Annotated in this window: 13 protein-coding genes and 1 pseudogene; 4 read left to right on the top strand and 10 right to left on the bottom strand. The window is 48.3% G+C overall.

The features are described 5' to 3' along the window. From ftsH2 to AC5JR3_RS16630, 3 genes and pseudogenes are all read left to right on the top strand, one after another. Positions 1 to 739 (top strand): annotated as a pseudogene (ftsH2, locus tag AC5JR3_RS16640) (ATP-dependent zinc metalloprotease FtsH2); the annotation flags it as partial. A gap of 820 nt (positions 740 to 1,559) precedes the next feature. Next, positions 1,560 to 3,614, top strand: coding sequence for a ribonuclease E (gene rne / locus AC5JR3_RS16635; RefSeq protein ID WP_495847667.1), 2,055 nt, complete (start codon positions 1,560 to 1,562; stop codon positions 3,612 to 3,614). Between the two features lie 78 nt (positions 3,615 to 3,692). Next, on the top strand, positions 3,693 to 4,331 hold the full coding sequence (locus AC5JR3_RS16630) for a ribonuclease HII (protein WP_495847666.1): 639 nt from the start codon (positions 3,693 to 3,695) through the stop codon (positions 4,329 to 4,331). A gap of 62 nt (positions 4,332 to 4,393) precedes the next feature. Here the strand turns inward: AC5JR3_RS16630 and AC5JR3_RS16625 are convergent, their stop codons facing one another. Then, positions 4,394 to 4,978, bottom strand: a complete 585-nt coding sequence (locus AC5JR3_RS16625; protein WP_495847665.1) for a DUF1997 domain-containing protein — start codon at positions 4,976 to 4,978, stop codon at positions 4,394 to 4,396. 569 nt (positions 4,979 to 5,547) lie between these two features. On the opposite strand from AC5JR3_RS16625, the gene pheA reads away from it, so the two are divergent. After that, positions 5,548 to 6,411 carry a prephenate dehydratase gene (gene pheA, locus AC5JR3_RS16620; RefSeq protein ID WP_495847664.1) on the top strand — a complete coding sequence of 288 codons (864 nt, stop codon included), beginning with the start codon at positions 5,548 to 5,550 and terminating at the stop codon, positions 6,409 to 6,411. Positions 6,412 to 6,515: 104 nt separating this feature from the next. On the opposite strand, the gene AC5JR3_RS16615 is transcribed toward pheA, so the two are convergent. From AC5JR3_RS16615 to AC5JR3_RS16575, 9 genes are all read right to left on the bottom strand, one after another. Continuing rightward, complete coding sequence (locus AC5JR3_RS16615) at positions 6,516 to 7,157, bottom strand: LON peptidase substrate-binding domain-containing protein (RefSeq protein ID WP_495847663.1); 642 nt, start codon at positions 7,155 to 7,157, stop codon at positions 6,516 to 6,518. A 229-nt stretch (positions 7,158 to 7,386) separates the two neighbouring features. Further along, on the bottom strand, positions 7,387 to 7,704 hold the full coding sequence (gene rpsJ, locus AC5JR3_RS16610) for a 30S ribosomal protein S10 (RefSeq protein WP_495847662.1): 318 nt from the start codon (positions 7,702 to 7,704) through the stop codon (positions 7,387 to 7,389). A 180-nt stretch (positions 7,705 to 7,884) separates the two neighbouring features. Beyond that, positions 7,885 to 9,114, bottom strand: a complete 1,230-nt coding sequence (gene tuf / locus AC5JR3_RS16605; RefSeq protein WP_495847661.1) for an elongation factor Tu — start codon at positions 9,112 to 9,114, stop codon at positions 7,885 to 7,887. A 23-nt stretch (positions 9,115 to 9,137) separates the two neighbouring features. Next, positions 9,138 to 11,213 (bottom strand): elongation factor G, encoded by a 2,076-nt coding sequence (fusA, locus tag AC5JR3_RS16600; protein ID WP_495847660.1) that lies wholly within the window; start codon positions 11,211 to 11,213, stop codon positions 9,138 to 9,140. A 135-nt stretch (positions 11,214 to 11,348) separates the two neighbouring features. After that, positions 11,349 to 11,819 (bottom strand): 30S ribosomal protein S7, encoded by a 471-nt coding sequence (gene rpsG / locus AC5JR3_RS16595; RefSeq protein ID WP_495847659.1) that lies wholly within the window; start codon positions 11,817 to 11,819, stop codon positions 11,349 to 11,351. Between the two features lie 265 nt (positions 11,820 to 12,084). Continuing rightward, positions 12,085 to 12,456 carry a 30S ribosomal protein S12 gene (gene rpsL / locus AC5JR3_RS16590; RefSeq protein WP_495847658.1) on the bottom strand — a complete coding sequence of 124 codons (372 nt, stop codon included), beginning with the start codon at positions 12,454 to 12,456 and terminating at the stop codon, positions 12,085 to 12,087. A gap of 139 nt (positions 12,457 to 12,595) precedes the next feature. Then, the gene (locus AC5JR3_RS16585) at positions 12,596 to 12,928 is read right to left on the bottom strand and encodes a HesB/IscA family protein (protein ID WP_495847657.1); all 333 of its coding nucleotides are present in this window, start codon (positions 12,926 to 12,928) and stop codon (positions 12,596 to 12,598) included. 129 nt (positions 12,929 to 13,057) lie between these two features. Further along, positions 13,058 to 13,486, bottom strand: a complete 429-nt coding sequence (locus AC5JR3_RS16580) for a phosphomannose isomerase type II C-terminal cupin domain (RefSeq protein ID WP_495847656.1) — start codon at positions 13,484 to 13,486, stop codon at positions 13,058 to 13,060. A gap of 227 nt (positions 13,487 to 13,713) precedes the next feature. Then, positions 13,714 to 15,783 (bottom strand): phosphodiester glycosidase family protein, encoded by a 2,070-nt coding sequence (locus tag AC5JR3_RS16575; protein WP_495847655.1) that lies wholly within the window; start codon positions 15,781 to 15,783, stop codon positions 13,714 to 13,716. Positions 15,784 to 16,354: the final 571 nt, after the last annotated feature.

The following is a 16,354-nucleotide window of genomic DNA, read 5'->3' as shown; positions in this document are numbered from 1 at the left end:
TAACCTCCTCAACGAAGCGGCCATCCTGACGGCGCGTCGTCGCAAGGAGGCGATTACGATGATGGAAGTCAACGACGCGGTTGACCGTGTGGTGGCGGGGATGGAAGGTACTCCCTTGGTAGATAGCAAGAGCAAGCGCTTAATTGCTTATCACGAAGTCGGACACGCGATCATTGGTACGCTGGTCAAAGACCACGACCCTGTACAAAAAGTCACCCTTATCCCACGCGGACAAGCACAAGGTCTGACTTGGTTTACTCCTAACGAAGAGCAAGGTTTGATCACCAGAGGTCAACTCAAAGCTCGCATCACGGGAGCCTTGGGAGGTCGAGCGGCAGAAGAAGAAATTTTTGGTTACTCCGAAGTCACCACGGGTGCAGGTGGCGACCTACAACAAGTGACCTCAATGGCTCGGCAAATGGTGACGCGCTTTGGGATGAGTGACTTAGGCCCAATGTCCTTGGAAAGCCAATCAGGAGAAGTCTTCCTGGGCGGCGCGGCGATGTCGAGAGCTGAGTATTCTGAAGAAATTGCGGCTCGGATTGACGGTCAAGTGCACGTAATTGTTGAACATTGCCACCAAGATGCACGACGAATTATCCGGGAAAATCGCACCGCGATCGATCGGTTGGTCGATCTGTTGATTGAGAAGGAAACCATTGACGGTGAAGAGTTCCGCCAAATTGTTTCTGAATACACCAATGTTCCTGAAAAGGAGCAATACGTTCCTGTGTTGTAATTGTCTGAGGGATTAGCTGATAGCAGCTACCGTCAGTTTTAATTAACCTGTACCTAGGGATGAGTCACCTCATCCCTTTTTTTTGCCTTAGAGCAAAGGCTGAAGGCTGAAATCTATCCTGACTCAGTGACTTCATTGTTTTGACCCCAACGCGATCGCCTTGGGCGATGCTCTTCAACCTGATTAATAACTGCTCCTTGTTGCTAGGCTAGGAAAAGCCAAGAATTCCTGATCAGCGCTCCTCTGCCCTATTAACCAAGCTGCTGAAAATGACGCAACTCCCAGACAGCCCCATAGCAACTCCCCCTACAAGTTGAGTGGCATCTGGGAGACAGCACGATATAATACATCTCAATAGGAGCGGTTGCGAATTGAGGCGACCTCGGCTTGCTACATCTGTGAAAGAGTCTGGAGCCAAACGTAACTGCCCTCTTTTAGACTTTCTACCCAAGCTTTACAAGCATCCAACCCCTACCCTTTGTCAAAGGGTATGCCATTGGTTACTAATTGCATCAGGGCAGTGTTGATCCTTCGTATGCAGTGTCAGTTGCATTAAGAACCTATCCGAAAAATCTCATCTATGTCATGGTGAACGAAGTGCAAAGAATCTCACCCGATGCTTTACTTTCTTCGGCTTAACAAGACATACAACCCGGTTTTTACTGTTTGGATAGGTTTTCAGTTCCAACTGGGTCACTAGTAAGTTCTCTTGTTGATGTAGAGCAAGGGGTTTTCGCTGATAAATTTATTGATTCGGTGCAGAAGTGAGAGGTAAGCGGCACAGATACCTACACCTCCTGCCAAGTTTTGAGGAAATTGAATGCCAAAGCAAATAATTATCGCGGAGCAACATCGGCTCGCAGCCGTTTTTTGGGAAGATCAAATTCAAGAACTGGTTGTCGCCACTGGTAGCCACCAAGTTAGTGATATCTACCTCGGTATTGTAGAAAATGTTTTACCTGGGATAGATGCGGCGTTCGTAAACATTGGAGATTCCGAGCGTAACGGATTTATTCATGTTACCGATTTAGGGCCTTTGCGGCTCAAACGGAGTGCGGGTGCCATCACGGAACTGCTGACCCCTCAGCAAAAAGTGTTAGTCCAAATTATGAAAGAGCCGACAGGAAATAAAGGTCCTCGGCTCACGGGCAATGTTAGTTTACCCGGTCGTTATCTGGTGCTGATGCCCTACGGACGGGGGGTTAATCTGTCACGGCGGATTAAGAACGAGAATGAGCGCAATCGTCTCAGGGCACTAGCGATTCTGCTCAAGCCTGCTGGCATGGGTTTACTGGTACGTACAGAAGCCGAAGGCAGAGCCGAAGAAGCAATCATCGAAGATTTGGAGTCACTGCAAAAGCAGTGGGAAGTGATTCAGCAAGAAGCTAACTCCACTAGAGCGCCATCCCTGCTCAACCGCGACGATGATTTTATTCAGCGTGTTCTCCGAGACATGTACACGGCGGATGTCAATCGCATCGTGGTAGACTCCCACACCGGGTTGAAGCGAGTGAAGCAACATCTAATGAGCTGGAGTGGCGGTCGTTCACCGGAAGGTGTATTGATCGATCATCACCGCGATCGCCTGCCAATTCTTGATTACTTCCGCGTCAACGCTGCGATTCGAGAAGCCCTAAAACCGAGAGTCGATCTACCGTCTGGCGGCTACATCATCATTGAGCCGACGGAAGCTTTGACTGTCATTGACGTTAACTCTGGCTCCTTTACACGTTCCGCCACTGCCCGAGAAACCGTCCTCTGGACAAACTGTGAAGCAGCCACAGAAATTGCCCGCCAGTTACGTCTGCGTAACCTAGCCGGTGTAATCATCGTCGATTTCATTGACATGGACGCGCGACGGGATCAGTTGCAGGTACTGGAGCATTTCAATAAAGCCCTCAAGGGAGATAAATCTCGACCACAGATTGCTCAACTTTCAGAACTTGGTTTAGTCGAACTCACTCGCAAACGCCAAGGACAAAATCTCTACGAGTTGTTTGGTCAAACTTGCCCCACCTGCAGCGGGTTGGGTCATTTGGTATGTCTTCCCGGTGAGTCAGAGCGCCTGGTTCGGGAGGTTGTAGAGCCTACACCCCTCCCCAGTTTGTTAAAGGAACAATTGCCTGTTGAAGCTGAAGATGAAAGCTTCGACTTTAATGCCTTCAACGACTTAGAAGACGCTGACCTTGTCAATCACCCTAGCTATCAAGAGCGGGCAAATGGTAATACCAATCGTCGCCGCCGCCGCAGTCATCGTCGGCTGGATGAAGTAACGTCGAAGGAAGAAATCAATACCAAAGAAACCCCCCGTCCAGTTTCTGCCCCTCAGCTCAAGTCAGAACAGACAGTCAATGACGAAGAAGCCGTAGTACCAGTAGAGCGAGTAGTACCAGTAGAACGAGTAGAACGAGTAGAACGAGTAGAGCGCAACGAACGCACTAAACCGCAACTCGTCAAGTCTGAACAGATGAGCGAACCACCGGAAGTGATTTCAGTGGAAATGACTTCTGAAGAGCAGGATGTTTATGCTTTGATGGGCATTTCTCCTCTAGTGAAGCTCGATCGAGAAATCAAAAATCCTAAATCGATAATTCTCTCAGTAGTCCTTCCCGGAGAAGCAACTTCACCCAAGACAGAAAACAATACTTCTACTTCTACTGAATTGTCGTCTGATGCTTTGTCCTTCTCAGAGCAGCCAGAAGACGCTGAGGCGGTATTAGTAAGTGCAGCAACTACAGCACCAACTCCAGAACTATCAACAGATTCAATTCAGGGTGAATCCAACTCTCAGGATGAATCCGATAACAACCCTCCTGTGGTTCGCCGTCGCCGCCGCCGCTCTTCAGCAACGGAAACGACGGATGCGGAAGATTGATCAACATTAGTTAGTAAAGTGGGAAGCCAAGAAAGCACCGAGACTAGAGCGGCACAGCAAGAACAAATAGCAATCAAAATGACTCAGGCAAAAAAGCAGCCACTAGATTTTTGTGAGTTGCCTGAGTTTACCTATGCTTCTGGACTTGTTGTGGGAATCGATGAAGTTGGGCGCGGTGCTTTATTTGGTCCCGTTGTGGCAGCAGCCGTAATTTTACCCCCGTCTGCCCTGCCACAAATTTCTGCGGCAGGAGTCAAAGATAGTAAACAACTGTCTCATCGGCAACGCCTACGATTAGCAACCTGTATCCAATCTTTAGCCATCGACTGGGCAATTGGTTATGCCACTTCGGGTGAAATAGACACGATCAATATTTTGCAGGCTTCACTCTTAGCGATGAAACGGGCTGTTTTGAAGCTAAAGGTGCAGCCAAGCCTTTGTTTGGTGGATGGGAAGCAGTCCTTACCCGATTTAGCGATACTCCAACGAACAATGATTAAAGGCGATCAGCGATCGCCAATTATTGCTGCCGCCAGTGTTGTTGCCAAGGTATGGCGCGATGAATTGATTGTGCGTTTGGCTACCAAATATCCTGATTATGACTTGGTTAATAACAAAGGATATGGCACGGAGCGACATCGCCTCGCGCTGCAAAAATCTGGGCCCTCCCGCTTACACAGGATGACTTTCAGTCCCTGTCGGGTAGGGAAAAACTAAACTGCACGTTGAAGGAGTTCCGGCGAGAGGGGAGTGGAAGACCTCTCCCTGACTCCAGTGACTTAAATCGTGGGATTGTCGGCTGGAGACATCTGAGTCTGTGTCTGTTGGGCTTGTACATCGCTGCTTGCCCACTGACGATAATCTGACAGGAGCTGATGCAGCAATTTCTGCTTAATTCTTAGCAAAACGCTCTTCAGTAAGCCATTACCTGTCGTTTCTATAATCGGTTTGGGAGTGAGGGAAAAAGGTAGGGGTATGTCAACACTCACACTCAAATTTGCTCGTCCTCTCAGCTGAGTAACGCCGTTACTTTGGTAGGGATAAAGTTTCCCTTGCAAATCAAGGGTAAAGCGTTCATTGATGTAGTCAAAGCCTTGAATTTTACAACCCACAGAGGTGAGGTGGACAGTACCATCAGCATCTGCCCAAACTTTTAGCTCGGCGATTGGCTGAATGTTTAGCGACAGAAAGTCCAGTGGGCGCATTTTTAGGCGAAAGCGATCCTGAGCGAGCTGCTCCATCTGGCTTTCTTCGGCGATCGCTCGTACTAGACGTTGAGGTTGGCGCAAGTAATGCTGGATTGGCACGGGTTGCTCAGGAACCTCAATTTCTACAGATTGGGAAGCAAAGAACTCGGTATTCATAAAGAAAAAATAGAAACGATTATTTACACGTTTCTGGCTTATTAATTTAGATTTTTTAAGAACTTGAGCAGATAGTTCAAGTGACTTTAGCTTTGAGCAGGTTGACCAGCCTATCCCCAAACACAGAAACTCCACCACTAATGATGAAAACATTTGCCTGATAACTGACCTAAAACCTCGGAACTCAAACGATTTTCAAGGAAATCAAAACTTTTCTTCAGTTAGCTCTGGGAACAGGGTAAGCTCTACTAGGTTCACAGAAGTTGAGGGCTATTCTCAGCTTAAATCCTCTTTAATATATCTTTACACTAATTCGACAAACTTTAACAAAAACAACGGCTCTTTCCCAAGTCACAAGTTGAAGTAGACTGAATCTGGTTGATTCTGACTGGGTGAGGTATGTCTTGTGATCCAGCCTGTTATTGCTCAACACTCACAAACGGTAGTTAGTGAATGAGTTCAGCTCCCCCAGCGAGTAGCTACCTCTGTTAAAACAGGTAGTTAGGGGCAAACATAACACCTTGTCGCTCCCAACGGTTAAAAATGGTTGAATAAAGGGCGGGTGATTTATGTCAGTATCAATTGCATATCTGGGGCCCCCTGGCACTTATACAGAAGCCGCAGCATTAGCCTACGCCACCTGGATGGCTGAAAATAGCGATCGCGAGGCGTTGCTGTGTCCTTGCCCCAGCATTGCCCAAACATTACGCTCTGTGGCTCAAGGCGAGGCTCATCTGGCTGTGGTGCCCGTGGAAAACTCGATTGAAGGCAGTGTTGCCGTGACGTTGGATTGTTTGTGGCAATTGGATCGGCTACACATTCAACAAGCACTAGTTCTGCCCGTTACTCACACTTTACTGTCACGAGCTACCGATTTAGACAAGATCCAGACGGTTTATTCCCATCCCCAGGCTCTGGCTCAATGTCAGGGATGGTTAGAGAAGTTTCTTAAGAATATACAATTGGTGCCGACTAACTCGACGACAGAAGCGCTGCAGTATTTAGATCGAGACTTAACTGCTGGGGCGATCGCCTCGGAACGAGCCGCAATGCTTTACAACCTGCCAATCCTAGCATTGGCGATTAATGACTATCCTGATAACTGCACTAGGTTTTGGGTGCTAGGGAAGCAACCTTCTACGGGTGGTAGTCACACTTCCCTTGCTTTTAGCGTCCCTGCCAATGTTCCTGGAGCGTTGGTTAAACCGCTACAAATCTTTGCAAGTCGGGAAATTAATCTTAATCGTATTGAATCTCGTCCGACGAAGCGATCGCTGGGTGAGTACCTGTTCTTTATGGATTTGGAAGCTGATGCCAGCCAAGCCTCAGTACAGGCAGCACTGGCTGAGTTAGTACCCTATACGGAAGTCCTGAAAATTTTTGGTAGCTACAATGTGTTACCGATTAATTCGCCCCTTGTTTCCAAAACCTAGGAGGCGATCCGTATAGAGAAAGATAGTTTTATGCTTACAGTCCACTTGAGTTGAATCCGCTACAGTCTGGCATTCAGCAAACTGACAAGTTTTAAGACATTACGTTAGTCAAAGGCATCCTTAAGAACGGTGCGGGCGGCTAAATGATTGCGGGTTGAAGTAAGAATTTCTGCTTCCCGCTCCAAACGAGCCGCTGTATCCTGCATTTCCAGCAGTGCTTGTTGTTCTGCCGCGACACCGTAGAGATTGCTAGCCACCCAGTAAGATAACTCAATCGGCAAACTGGGTAGGTCTTCTGGTAATTCAATTTTTTGGTCAGTCAGCTTGGCAGAAAGTCGCACCACATCACGGAGGAGTTGTTCAACACCGTGTGCCATTGTCCGCAAATCTTTCTCTGGCGGCTTGTCTTCGATCCACTCAACTAGTCCGACGCGGTAGGGCTTTTCACGCACGTATTCCAGCACGCGAAACCGTTGCTGACCCAAGGTCAAAACTTTCATGCGGTCGTCAGGTAGGCGCTGGAAGTGAATAATTTCCGCGCAACAGCCAACAGAGGCAGGTTGACCTTGAATCGGATCGAACATCAGCACCCCAAAACGGCGATCGCTCTCCAGAATCGTGTTCATCATGATTCGGTAGCGAAACTCAAAAATGTGTAAGGGGAGAGGGCGTCCAGGAAAGAGAACCACATCAGGGAGTGGAAATAAGGGAAGTTCTCTCACAGCAATTGAGGAAGAAGATGCCATTGGAGGGTAAAGAACGGTAACTGCGCTTATTACCTACTGTAGCGGATTTCTATAAGGAGAATAGGCGGACTCCGGCAATAGAGACTGAGTTTAGCCATCAAGTAAAAACTCCTCAGCACTCAAGAATTAGGAGGTGAGGAGACATTCTTTTGGCGATCGCCATGTTGTAATGCCAGGAAAGCTTTTTTTGTCAACCCTGGCATCCTGGTGGATTTTATAGCTTTGAGCCTTACAGTTTGACTTCGATATCAACACCCGCAGGCAAATCCAGCTTCATCAGAGCATCAATTGTTTTAGAAGAAGGCTGGTAAATATCGATAATCCGGCGGTGGGTACGGGTTTCAAAGTGTTCCCGAGCATCCTTGTCCACGTGAGGCGATCTCAACAAACAGTAGATGCGACGTCGGGTTGGTAGAGGAATAGGACCAATCGCCGTAGCGTTTGTGCGGTTGGCAGTATCAACAATTTTTTCACAAGAGGTATCAAGTAGTCGCCGATCGAAAGCTTTGAGACGAATCCGAATTTTTTGCTGCTGAATCGTGGCCATTTTTTTAGTTTTCCAGGTTCAAGAGAGAGATTGCAAAATTTGTACTGAACGGTATATCGAAGCTCAAAAAAAGGAGCAGCAACCTATTTGCTCCTACATAGCTTCTTTTTAGAAAGTCACAGACAAAACCAGGAGCAGAAAAGCTTTTGCCTCTCTGCTCCTGTTTAATCAACTAGAACACTACTTCAGAATTTTGGAAACAACACCCGCACCGATGGTACGACCACCCTCACGGATAGCGAAGCGCATTCCTTGTTCAATGGCAATAGGGCTAATTAGTTCTACTGTCATTTTGATGCGATCGCCCGGCATCACCATTTCGGCGAGCGTGCCGTCATCCGAGGTAAATGCACTGATAGTACCAGTAACATCCGTGGTGCGAACGTAGAATTGAGGGCGGTATCCGGAGAAGAAGGGAGTGTGACGCCCACCTTCTTCTTTCTTCAGGACGTACACCTCAGACTCAAATTGAGTATGAGGGGTAATGGAGCCCGGTTTGGCAATAACCATGCCGCGCTCAATGTCAGCTTTTTGGATACCCCGAAGCAGCACCCCAACGTTGTCACCAGCCATCCCTTCATCCAGGATCTTCTGGAACATTTCCACGCCCGTCACCGTTGTGCTGCGTGTATCTCTGATGCCAACTAGTTCGACGGTCTCACCAACTTTGACCTTACCCCGCTCGATCCGACCCGTGGCAACTGTACCCCGACCCGTGATTGAGAATACATCTTCTACTGCCATCAGGAAAGGCTTATCGATATCACGCTCTGGGGTTGGGATGTAAGCGTCTACCTCTTCCATGAGTTTGTAGATCTTATCTACCCACTCGTTTTCGCCTCTTTTGAGGGTGGGGCTGGCGGTCATCGCTTCTACTGCCTGCAAAGCTGATCCAGCAACGATGGGAATGCTGTCGCCATCGAAGTCGTAGTCGTTCAGCAGTTCGCGGACTTCCAGTTCCACAAGCTCTAGCAGTTCTTCGTCATCCACCATGTCTTGCTTGTTTAGGAAGACAACGATGTTAGGAACACCAACCTGCCGAGCCAAGAGGATGTGCTCCTTGGTTTGGGGCATTGGACCATCAGCGGCAGATACGACGAGGATTGCTCCGTCCATCTGAGCTGCACCGGTGATCATGTTCTTCACATAGTCAGCATGTCCGGGGCAGTCTACGTGGGCGTAGTGACGATCTTCCGTTTCGTACTCCACGTGAGCCGTATTGATCGTGATTCCCCGAGCTTTTTCCTCAGGTGCTGCGTCAATATCGGCATACTTTCTGGCTTTTGCCCGTCCCATTGCTGCTAGAGACATGGTGATGGCAGCAGTCAGGGTCGTTTTACCATGGTCTACGTGACCGATCGTACCAATGTTGACGTGAGGTTTATTTCTTTCAAACTTTGCGCGTGCCATGAATTACGTCTTCCTTTTCCTATTTATGCGTTCCCTTTGCTCTTAGCGATGATGGCTTCAGCCACGTTACGAGGTACCTCCTCGTATTGGCTAAATTCCATCGAGAAGATACCCCGACCTTGAGTCTTAGACCGGATATCTGTAGCATAGCCAAACATCTCTGCTAGTGGAACTTTCGCAGTGACTTTGGCAATACCCTCTTCAGATCCCATGCCTTCAATTTGACCCCGGCGGGAGTTGAGGTCACCCATGACATCTCCCAGGAAGTCTTCAGGCACTTCAACCTCAACCTTCATCATTGGCTCTAATAGTACCGGAGAAGCCTTCAGTACAGCATTCCGAATTGCCATTGATCCAGCGATCTTAAAAGCCATTTCTGAAGAGTCTACATCGTGGTAAGACCCATCGAGTAATGTCGCTTTGACATCAATAAGAGGATATCCCGCTAGAATCCCGGACTCACAGGCTTCTTTCATTCCCTGCTCAGCAGGAGAAATGAACTCTTTCGGGATAGAACCGCCAACGATTTTAGAGACAAATTCAAAACCGCTACCGGCTTCCCCTGGCTTCAACTCAATCACAACGTGACCGTATTGACCCTTACCACCACTTTGGCGAATAAACTTGCCTTCTGCCGAGACCGTCTTGCGAACGGTTTCGCGGTAGGCAACCTGTGGTGCACCGACATTAGCTTCTACCTTAAATTCTCGCAGCATCCGGTCAACGAGAATTTCTAGGTGCAGCTCACCCATACCCGCAATCACTGTTTGATTGGTTTCTGAATCAATGCTGACGCGGAAGGTGGGGTCTTCATCAGACAGGGATTGAAGGGCTTTTGACAGCTTCTCCATATCCTGCTTGGTTTTTGGTTCCACCGCCACAGAGATCACCGGTTCAGGGATGAAGAGAGATTCCAAAATGATCGGATTGGCTTCATCACAAATGGTGTCTCCTGTGATGGTATCTTTCAAACCAATGGCAGCACCTAAGTCACCCGATCGCAGCTCGTCTACCTCAATTCGCTCATTGGATTTGAGAACAATCAGACGTGAGATGCGTTCCTTGGTTTGTTTTGTGGCGTTGTAGACATAACTACCTTTTTGCAGCACGCCCGAATAAACCCGTAGGAAAGTCAAACGCCCGTAGGGGTCTGCCATGATTTTGAAAGCCAGGGCCGCTAACGGTGCTTCATCGTCAGCCTGCCGTAACGCTTCTGTTTCATCGGGTAAGATTCCCTTAATCGGCGGCACTTCCAGGGGAGAGGGTAGATAATCAACTACGGCGTCTAGCAACATCTGAACGCCTTTGTTTTTAAAGGCTGAACCGCACAAAACGGGTACGATAGCGCCTTTAACCGTGCCCTTATGTAGAGCTGAGCGAATTTCCTCTTCGGTGAATTCTTCTTCTAGAGCAAACTTTTCAAGCAGGGCTTCGTCAGTTTCGGCTACAGCCTCAATTAAGTGGGCACGATACTCTTGAGCCAGTTCCAGGATGTCTTCAGGAATCTCTGTCTCCTCAATCTCTGTTCCCAAATCATTGTGATACATCTTGGCTCGCATCCGCACCAAGTCAACAATGCCTCGAAACTCAGTTTCACTGCCAATAGGAATCTGGATTGGTACAGCATTAGCACGTAGACGATCACGGAGTTGCTCGTAAACTTTGAAAAAGTTTGCGCCCGTTCGATCCATCTTGTTGATAAAGGCGATGCGAGGCACTTTGTACCGATCAGCTTGTCGCCAGACCGTTTCAGATTGAGGCTGCACACCCCCTACTGAACAGAACACGGCAATCACACCATCCAATACCCGCATCGAACGCTCAACTTCAATTGTGAAGTCTACGTGACCTGGTGTATCGATAATGTTGACCCGGTGATCTTTCCAGCTTGTGGTGATTGCAGCAGCAGTGATGGTGATCCCCCGCTCCCGCTCTTGCTCCATCCAATCGGTTACGGCGGTTCCTTCGTGAACTTCGCCGATTTTATGAACCATTCCTGAATAAAACAGGATTCGTTCAGTTGTCGTTGTTTTACCCGCATCAATGTGGGCTGCAATACCTATATTGCGTACTTTCTCTAGCGGGATGGTACGTGCCACAGCTACCTCCTTTCTTGTGCTGCCATCGTCTAAAAACGTTAGACGTCGCTCTGTTTACAATTCTATACTTTCTTTAAATTTTTCGCGGTTTATGGACACAAGCCTACTAGTAAGCAAGGCTTGAGAAAACAAAACTTAGTACCGATAGTGGGCAAAGGCTTTGTTGGCATCTGCCATACGGTGAGTTTCTTCGCGCTTACGAATCGCGTTCCCTGTCTCGTTAGCAGCATCCATAAGTTCGTTTGCCAAGCGGTTTGCCATTGTCCGTCCTGGACGTTCGCGGGAGAATCTAATCAACCAGCGCATTGCTAAGGTTGTGCCGCGATCGGTTCTAACTTCCATTGGGACTTGATAGGTCGCACCACCAACGCGTCGCGCTTTGACCTCAACCAAAGGCGTCACATTACGAACTGCTTTCTCAAACGTTTCTAGAGCATCGCCACCCGTCCGTTCCTCGATTGTTTTCAAGGCATCGTAGACAATCCGGAGAGCTACAGATTTTTTCCCATGACGCATAATTCGCCGCACCATCATGCTAACCAAGCGGCTGTTGTAAACCGGGTCTGGGGGAACGGGGCGTCTTTTAACAACTGTGCGACGAGACATAATCGATCCTACAAAACAAAGACACTAACAACTAATGATTCACAGACTACACACAAAAAGATCAAGACACTAAGATAATAGCGGCTGCTTTTGAGTGTATTTGCCAAATTACTCAATTCTAATGGAGCATTCTCAGCCAAAAACGCTTCCTGTACCAGTTCCCCCTTTACAAGGGTCAGGAATTGCTTAAGGAAACGCAACTTATCAGCTTAGAAAATTTTTTGGACAATTTCAATGCCTGACTGACTAGCAGCAGGCATCAGGATTATTTAGGACGTTTTGTCCCGTACTTAGAACGCGCCTGACGCCGATCTTTGACTCCGGCTGTATCAAGGGTTCCCCGAATAATGTGATAACGCACTCCTGGCAAGTCTTTGACCCGACCGCCACGAATCATCACGACAGAGTGTTCTTGCAAGTTATGGCCAATACCAGGAATGTAGGCAGTGACTTCAAAACCAGAAGTCAAACGCACCCTTGCTACTTTCCGCAACGCTGAGTTCGGCTTTTTCGGCGTTGTTGTATACACTCTGGTGCAAACTCCTCGGCGTTGAGGACATTGCTTCAACGCTGGTGATTTGGTTTTCTTTTTGGCTTTGCTACGTTCGCTACTAATGAGCTGCTGAATAGTGGGCATGAGTTACAGCGTGTACAGCTCCCTTTAAAACTTCTAAAATTGTTGACAAATTCTAACTATACCAACATGACAGGGCTAGTGTCAACTTCTAGCTTAGGCACGAAGGTAAAGTCCCTAAGATACATCTTATGTGTCGGGTTTATCCACTAACCCGGAAGGAGTTCCCACAACCACAGCTTTCTACAACATTAGGGTTGTGGAAGCGGAAGCCACCGCCCATGAGGTCTTCTGAGTAATCAAGCGTCAGCCCAGTGAGATAGTTAAGACTTTGGGAATCAACGACAACCTGAATCTGATGACAATCATAAACGCGATCGCCCTGACTTATGGTGGCTGCGTCAAAATCAATTGTGTAATAAAAGTCAGCACAACCGCCAGCTCGGACACTTAGGCGTAATTTTGCCTGTGATTGCCGCCGGTGCATTTGCAGACGCTTGATTTCACTCGCCGCCGCTTTACTGAGCTGAATCATGACGGTTAGTTTTGAAACATAATCCTTTTGCCAATGCTATCTTATCGGCAACACTAGCTACCCACAAAAAAGCACCCCAGCAAGGGAGTGCTACACACAGCGAAATGTAAATTTCCGTATATTGTTTATTTACTTTGCCTGAGGCTGGTTTCGAGCATAATCATCTTGAAAACGCACAATATCGTCTTCACCTAGATATTCTCCGTTTTGAACCTCGATTAACACCAGGGAAATAACACCAGGATTTTCTAGGCGGTGCGTGGTGCATTGAGGAACATAGGTTGATTCATTACTGCTGAGGACGAGTTCCTGGTCACCACAAGACACCTTAGCTGTTCCAGAGACGACAATCCAATGCTCGCTGCGATGGTGATGCATTTGCAGGCTGAGGCGATGACCGGGTTTAACTTCAATTCGCTTAATTTTGTAGCCCCGTCCCTCTTCTAAAATCGTAAAAGATCCCCAAGGGCGCATTTCTGTGGCGGCGACGCCCAGTGAAGAGATGGATGTTGGTAGAGGAAGAGTGGAAACTTGAGCAACTTCTGGCGACTGAGCCATGAATTTTTCTCCTAAATAATGGCTACAAAAACTAACAGTTAATGACTGTTCGAGTCGAGTTCAAGGTGTGTCGGTTGAGGATGAAATTGTGTAACCCAAGCCAAACATAACAAACAATATCTAATTGTTGTCAGTATTTAGCTCGTTATTTGACGAATTTACATCAAGTCTTTATGGAAGTCGAGCTGGCTTTAAAGGAGCTTTAACTAGACTGGGGACTCCTTTTCTTAACGGGGCTGGAGGAAAATCCCTAGCCCGTTGTGAACACGAGCTGCCGTGCTAGGAGCACGATCAAGTAATTGACCTCCTAAATAAAGAGACGTGGAACTACCACCATCTAGGTTGAGGGCGTCAACAGCTCCGAGTTTCTGCATTAATTGCGCTGTTTCCTGTAAATTTGGGCCTCGTCCGCCAACTCGATTGTGGATAGCGGCAATCAACACAGTACCCGATGCTGTAGTGGCGATCGCGCTGCGAGAGGCAAATTGTCCGGCAAACGCCTCGCTAAATTGCTCGGCTGTCGCATCCAAAACAATTTGCCGATTTTGTACCAAGAGCGGTCCTGCACCAAGAATGTGGGGATAAGCCCCAAACTCAGTTGGCGCTGTCGCACTCATGAGGCGGACAGGTGTCCCCACGGCTAGGGAAGCCACCACCATTGGGCTAGAGCGGAGCGCAAGCAGGTAGCCATTTGTAGGGATCGCGAAGGCTCCCTCGCCCGCTGTTCCGGCAACTAAGTGCTCCGTGATCCGGTCGTTCTGAACAACTAACAGAATTTCATTGTCCACTAGGGGCGTGTAGGTGGCTCCCCATTCGCGGGTGTAGCGAGAAATTCCCGCCTTGACATAGCCGCTATTGAGAAATAAAACGGGCAGTTGCTCTCCGGTGGTGGTGACTAATACTTCCTGAAGACTGAGACGTCCAATTTTAAATTGACCGCGCTCATTCCAGGCGATCGCGGCTCGATCCAGAATTGGGCCAGACAACCAACGACCGTCACGGCGAATTGCTCCCAAGGGGAGCTGATTGTTACGATTGAAAAAGCCGACGTTAATCGCTGCTGCCGATTGCCACAAGGGAGCGGTCTGAATTAAGGGAGCTGTTCCGACCATACTCTGAGGATTACCCCAGATCGGTCTAAATTGCATATTCGCAGACCGGGGATTTGCTTCTAACCAAACAACCGGGAAGCGTTCAGTTCCTAAGGTTACATACTGTTGACGCCAACGCAGCCCCGGTGCCCAGAGAATTTCTCGCTCAGGCATAGCATCTGGTCGCAAATCGATGACTAAGCGATGGGGATTAGGTAATGATGAGATTTGTAGCTGCATCCCTTCAGGAATAGGCACGCGAATTGTAGTTTGGTTTTGAGTACTTTCTACGACTAGCGGCGACTGATCAGCTTGGCGCTCGGAGTCATCGTCAGGCAAAGGAAAGGGCAATTTGTCCAAGATGCCCTGCAAGGGATTAGGAGGGGGAGGAGTGAAGCGTTGGATCAGTAGGGGATCGCTAGCTGCATCAAGGGTGATCAGGGCGGTAGTGCGGAGATCACCGCTCACCTGCCAGGGAGTCGGACGGTCTAAGTCCACAACGATACGCTCTCCCCAGGCTTGCTTACCCTTGCGGATGTTTGCCACCTGTGCAGGAGTAGAGGATATCTGGAGCGTATCGCCACTGACTTGGAGTTGCAAACCCGCCTTTTTGGCAAAATCCGTGATATCTAGATAGCGGTAAGTGCCACCATTGTCAGTTGCTAGGATCAAAGGAGTACTAGTGGGGTCGGAAAACCAGTGCACGGGCTGTCGGCTTAATTCCTGATTGCTCAACAGTTCCATTCCCAGTGCTTGAACCAACCCCGCGTCACTAATTCCGGTGCGGGAGGCGGCTCCAGGGGGCTGCCATTGCTTCCAGGCTGCCGTCAGGGTGCGACCATTTAAAGAGATGCGGGTTCCTTGTCGTAGGGCAGGGGTTGGGCTTGTTGCTCTCGGTTCAGTGGGGGTATCACTAGTAATAGGCGATCGCCCACTAGCTTGGGCTAACCCGGATTGCTCTAGATTTTCTAACCGATTTACTAGATACGCCTGACCTGAAGCGGTTTTAGTCACAGGGGGCAATTGTCCTAACAATGCCTTCCCTGTATCTAATAATTGTGTGGGGGCATCTCCCCCCTGAAACAGCGATAAGCAAAGTGATGACGTCACTACTGAGGGTAGCCAGAAGACACTCATGTATTCAGACGCTTTCCCCTGGCTAAACCCCCAGTTCCTCGGCTTCTTTGGTATTGTTCTCCTGCTCATCCAGCAGCCTCTTTTGCAAAGATTTGGTCTTTAAAAATTCTTGTTGAGTCGAACTATCAAGAAACAATGACTTTATTTGCTTCTGTTTGTCGGTTTCAGTTTCATAATAAATACTAGGAGCCACTAACTATCTGCTCTGTCCACCGAAGACCCACCAAATCAGCACGGTGTTCCCAGAGTCATTAAGACCTTACTCCTGAGGGTAAGTTCGTCCCTCATAGTTCAAATACTCAAAAACTGCCATCTCCTAGCTGGGATTAGAGGAGTAGATGCCAGAACCATAGAGAAAACTTGTGATCAGGAGAAGTTGCCGTGGCAACCTTGAAACTACCAGGGATTGCTCCAGTGGAGCATTTCCTATAATATTGCTAGTCTGTCAAACTAGCAGAATGCTGGTATCTGAAAGATAAGGTTTCAAAAGTTTTCTTAAAAACACCATCAGTGATTATCGCCTATCACGTCGGTTTGGGAATTGCTGAAGTTACGTTTTAAAATACCCGAGCTGAACAGAACCGTAGAGTTCTCCAAAAACTTGCGCCCGGTTGAGGGATAAATCTACTCCCTGCCATCA

The organism is Kastovskya adunca, from assembly GCF_059505785.1.
Note: the sequence above shows the minus strand (reverse complement) of the source record. Positions and strands in the feature narration are given on the sequence as shown.

Excerpts from the sequence above, each read along its gene's own strand:
- AC5JR3_RS16580 (WP_495847656.1), bottom strand. The coding sequence starts at position 13,486 with ATGGCTCAGTCGCCAGAAGTTGCTCAAGTTTCCACTCTTCCTCTACCA.
- pheA (WP_495847664.1), top strand. The coding sequence starts at position 5,548 with ATGTCAGTATCAATTGCATATCTGGGGCCCCCTGGCACTTATACAGAA.
- AC5JR3_RS16575 (WP_495847655.1), bottom strand. The coding sequence starts at position 15,783 with ATGAGCAGGAGAACAATACCAAAGAAGCCGAGGAACTGGGGGTTTAGC.
- AC5JR3_RS16615 (WP_495847663.1), bottom strand. The coding sequence starts at position 7,157 with ATGGCATCTTCTTCCTCAATTGCTGTGAGAGAACTTCCCTTATTTCCA.
- tuf (WP_495847661.1), bottom strand. The coding sequence starts at position 9,114 with ATGGCACGCGCAAAGTTTGAAAGAAATAAACCTCACGTCAACATTGGT.
- rpsG (WP_495847659.1), bottom strand. The coding sequence starts at position 11,819 with ATGTCTCGTCGCACAGTTGTTAAAAGACGCCCCGTTCCCCCAGACCCG.
- rne (WP_495847667.1), top strand. The coding sequence starts at position 1,560 with ATGCCAAAGCAAATAATTATCGCGGAGCAACATCGGCTCGCAGCCGTT.
- AC5JR3_RS16630 (WP_495847666.1), top strand. The coding sequence starts at position 3,693 with ATGACTCAGGCAAAAAAGCAGCCACTAGATTTTTGTGAGTTGCCTGAG.
- rpsJ (WP_495847662.1), bottom strand. The coding sequence starts at position 7,704 with ATGGCCACGATTCAGCAGCAAAAAATTCGGATTCGTCTCAAAGCTTTC.
- AC5JR3_RS16625 (WP_495847665.1), bottom strand. The coding sequence starts at position 4,978 with ATGAATACCGAGTTCTTTGCTTCCCAATCTGTAGAAATTGAGGTTCCT.
- AC5JR3_RS16585 (WP_495847657.1), bottom strand. The coding sequence starts at position 12,928 with ATGATTCAGCTCAGTAAAGCGGCGGCGAGTGAAATCAAGCGTCTGCAA.
- rpsL (WP_495847658.1), bottom strand. The coding sequence starts at position 12,456 with ATGCCCACTATTCAGCAGCTCATTAGTAGCGAACGTAGCAAAGCCAAA.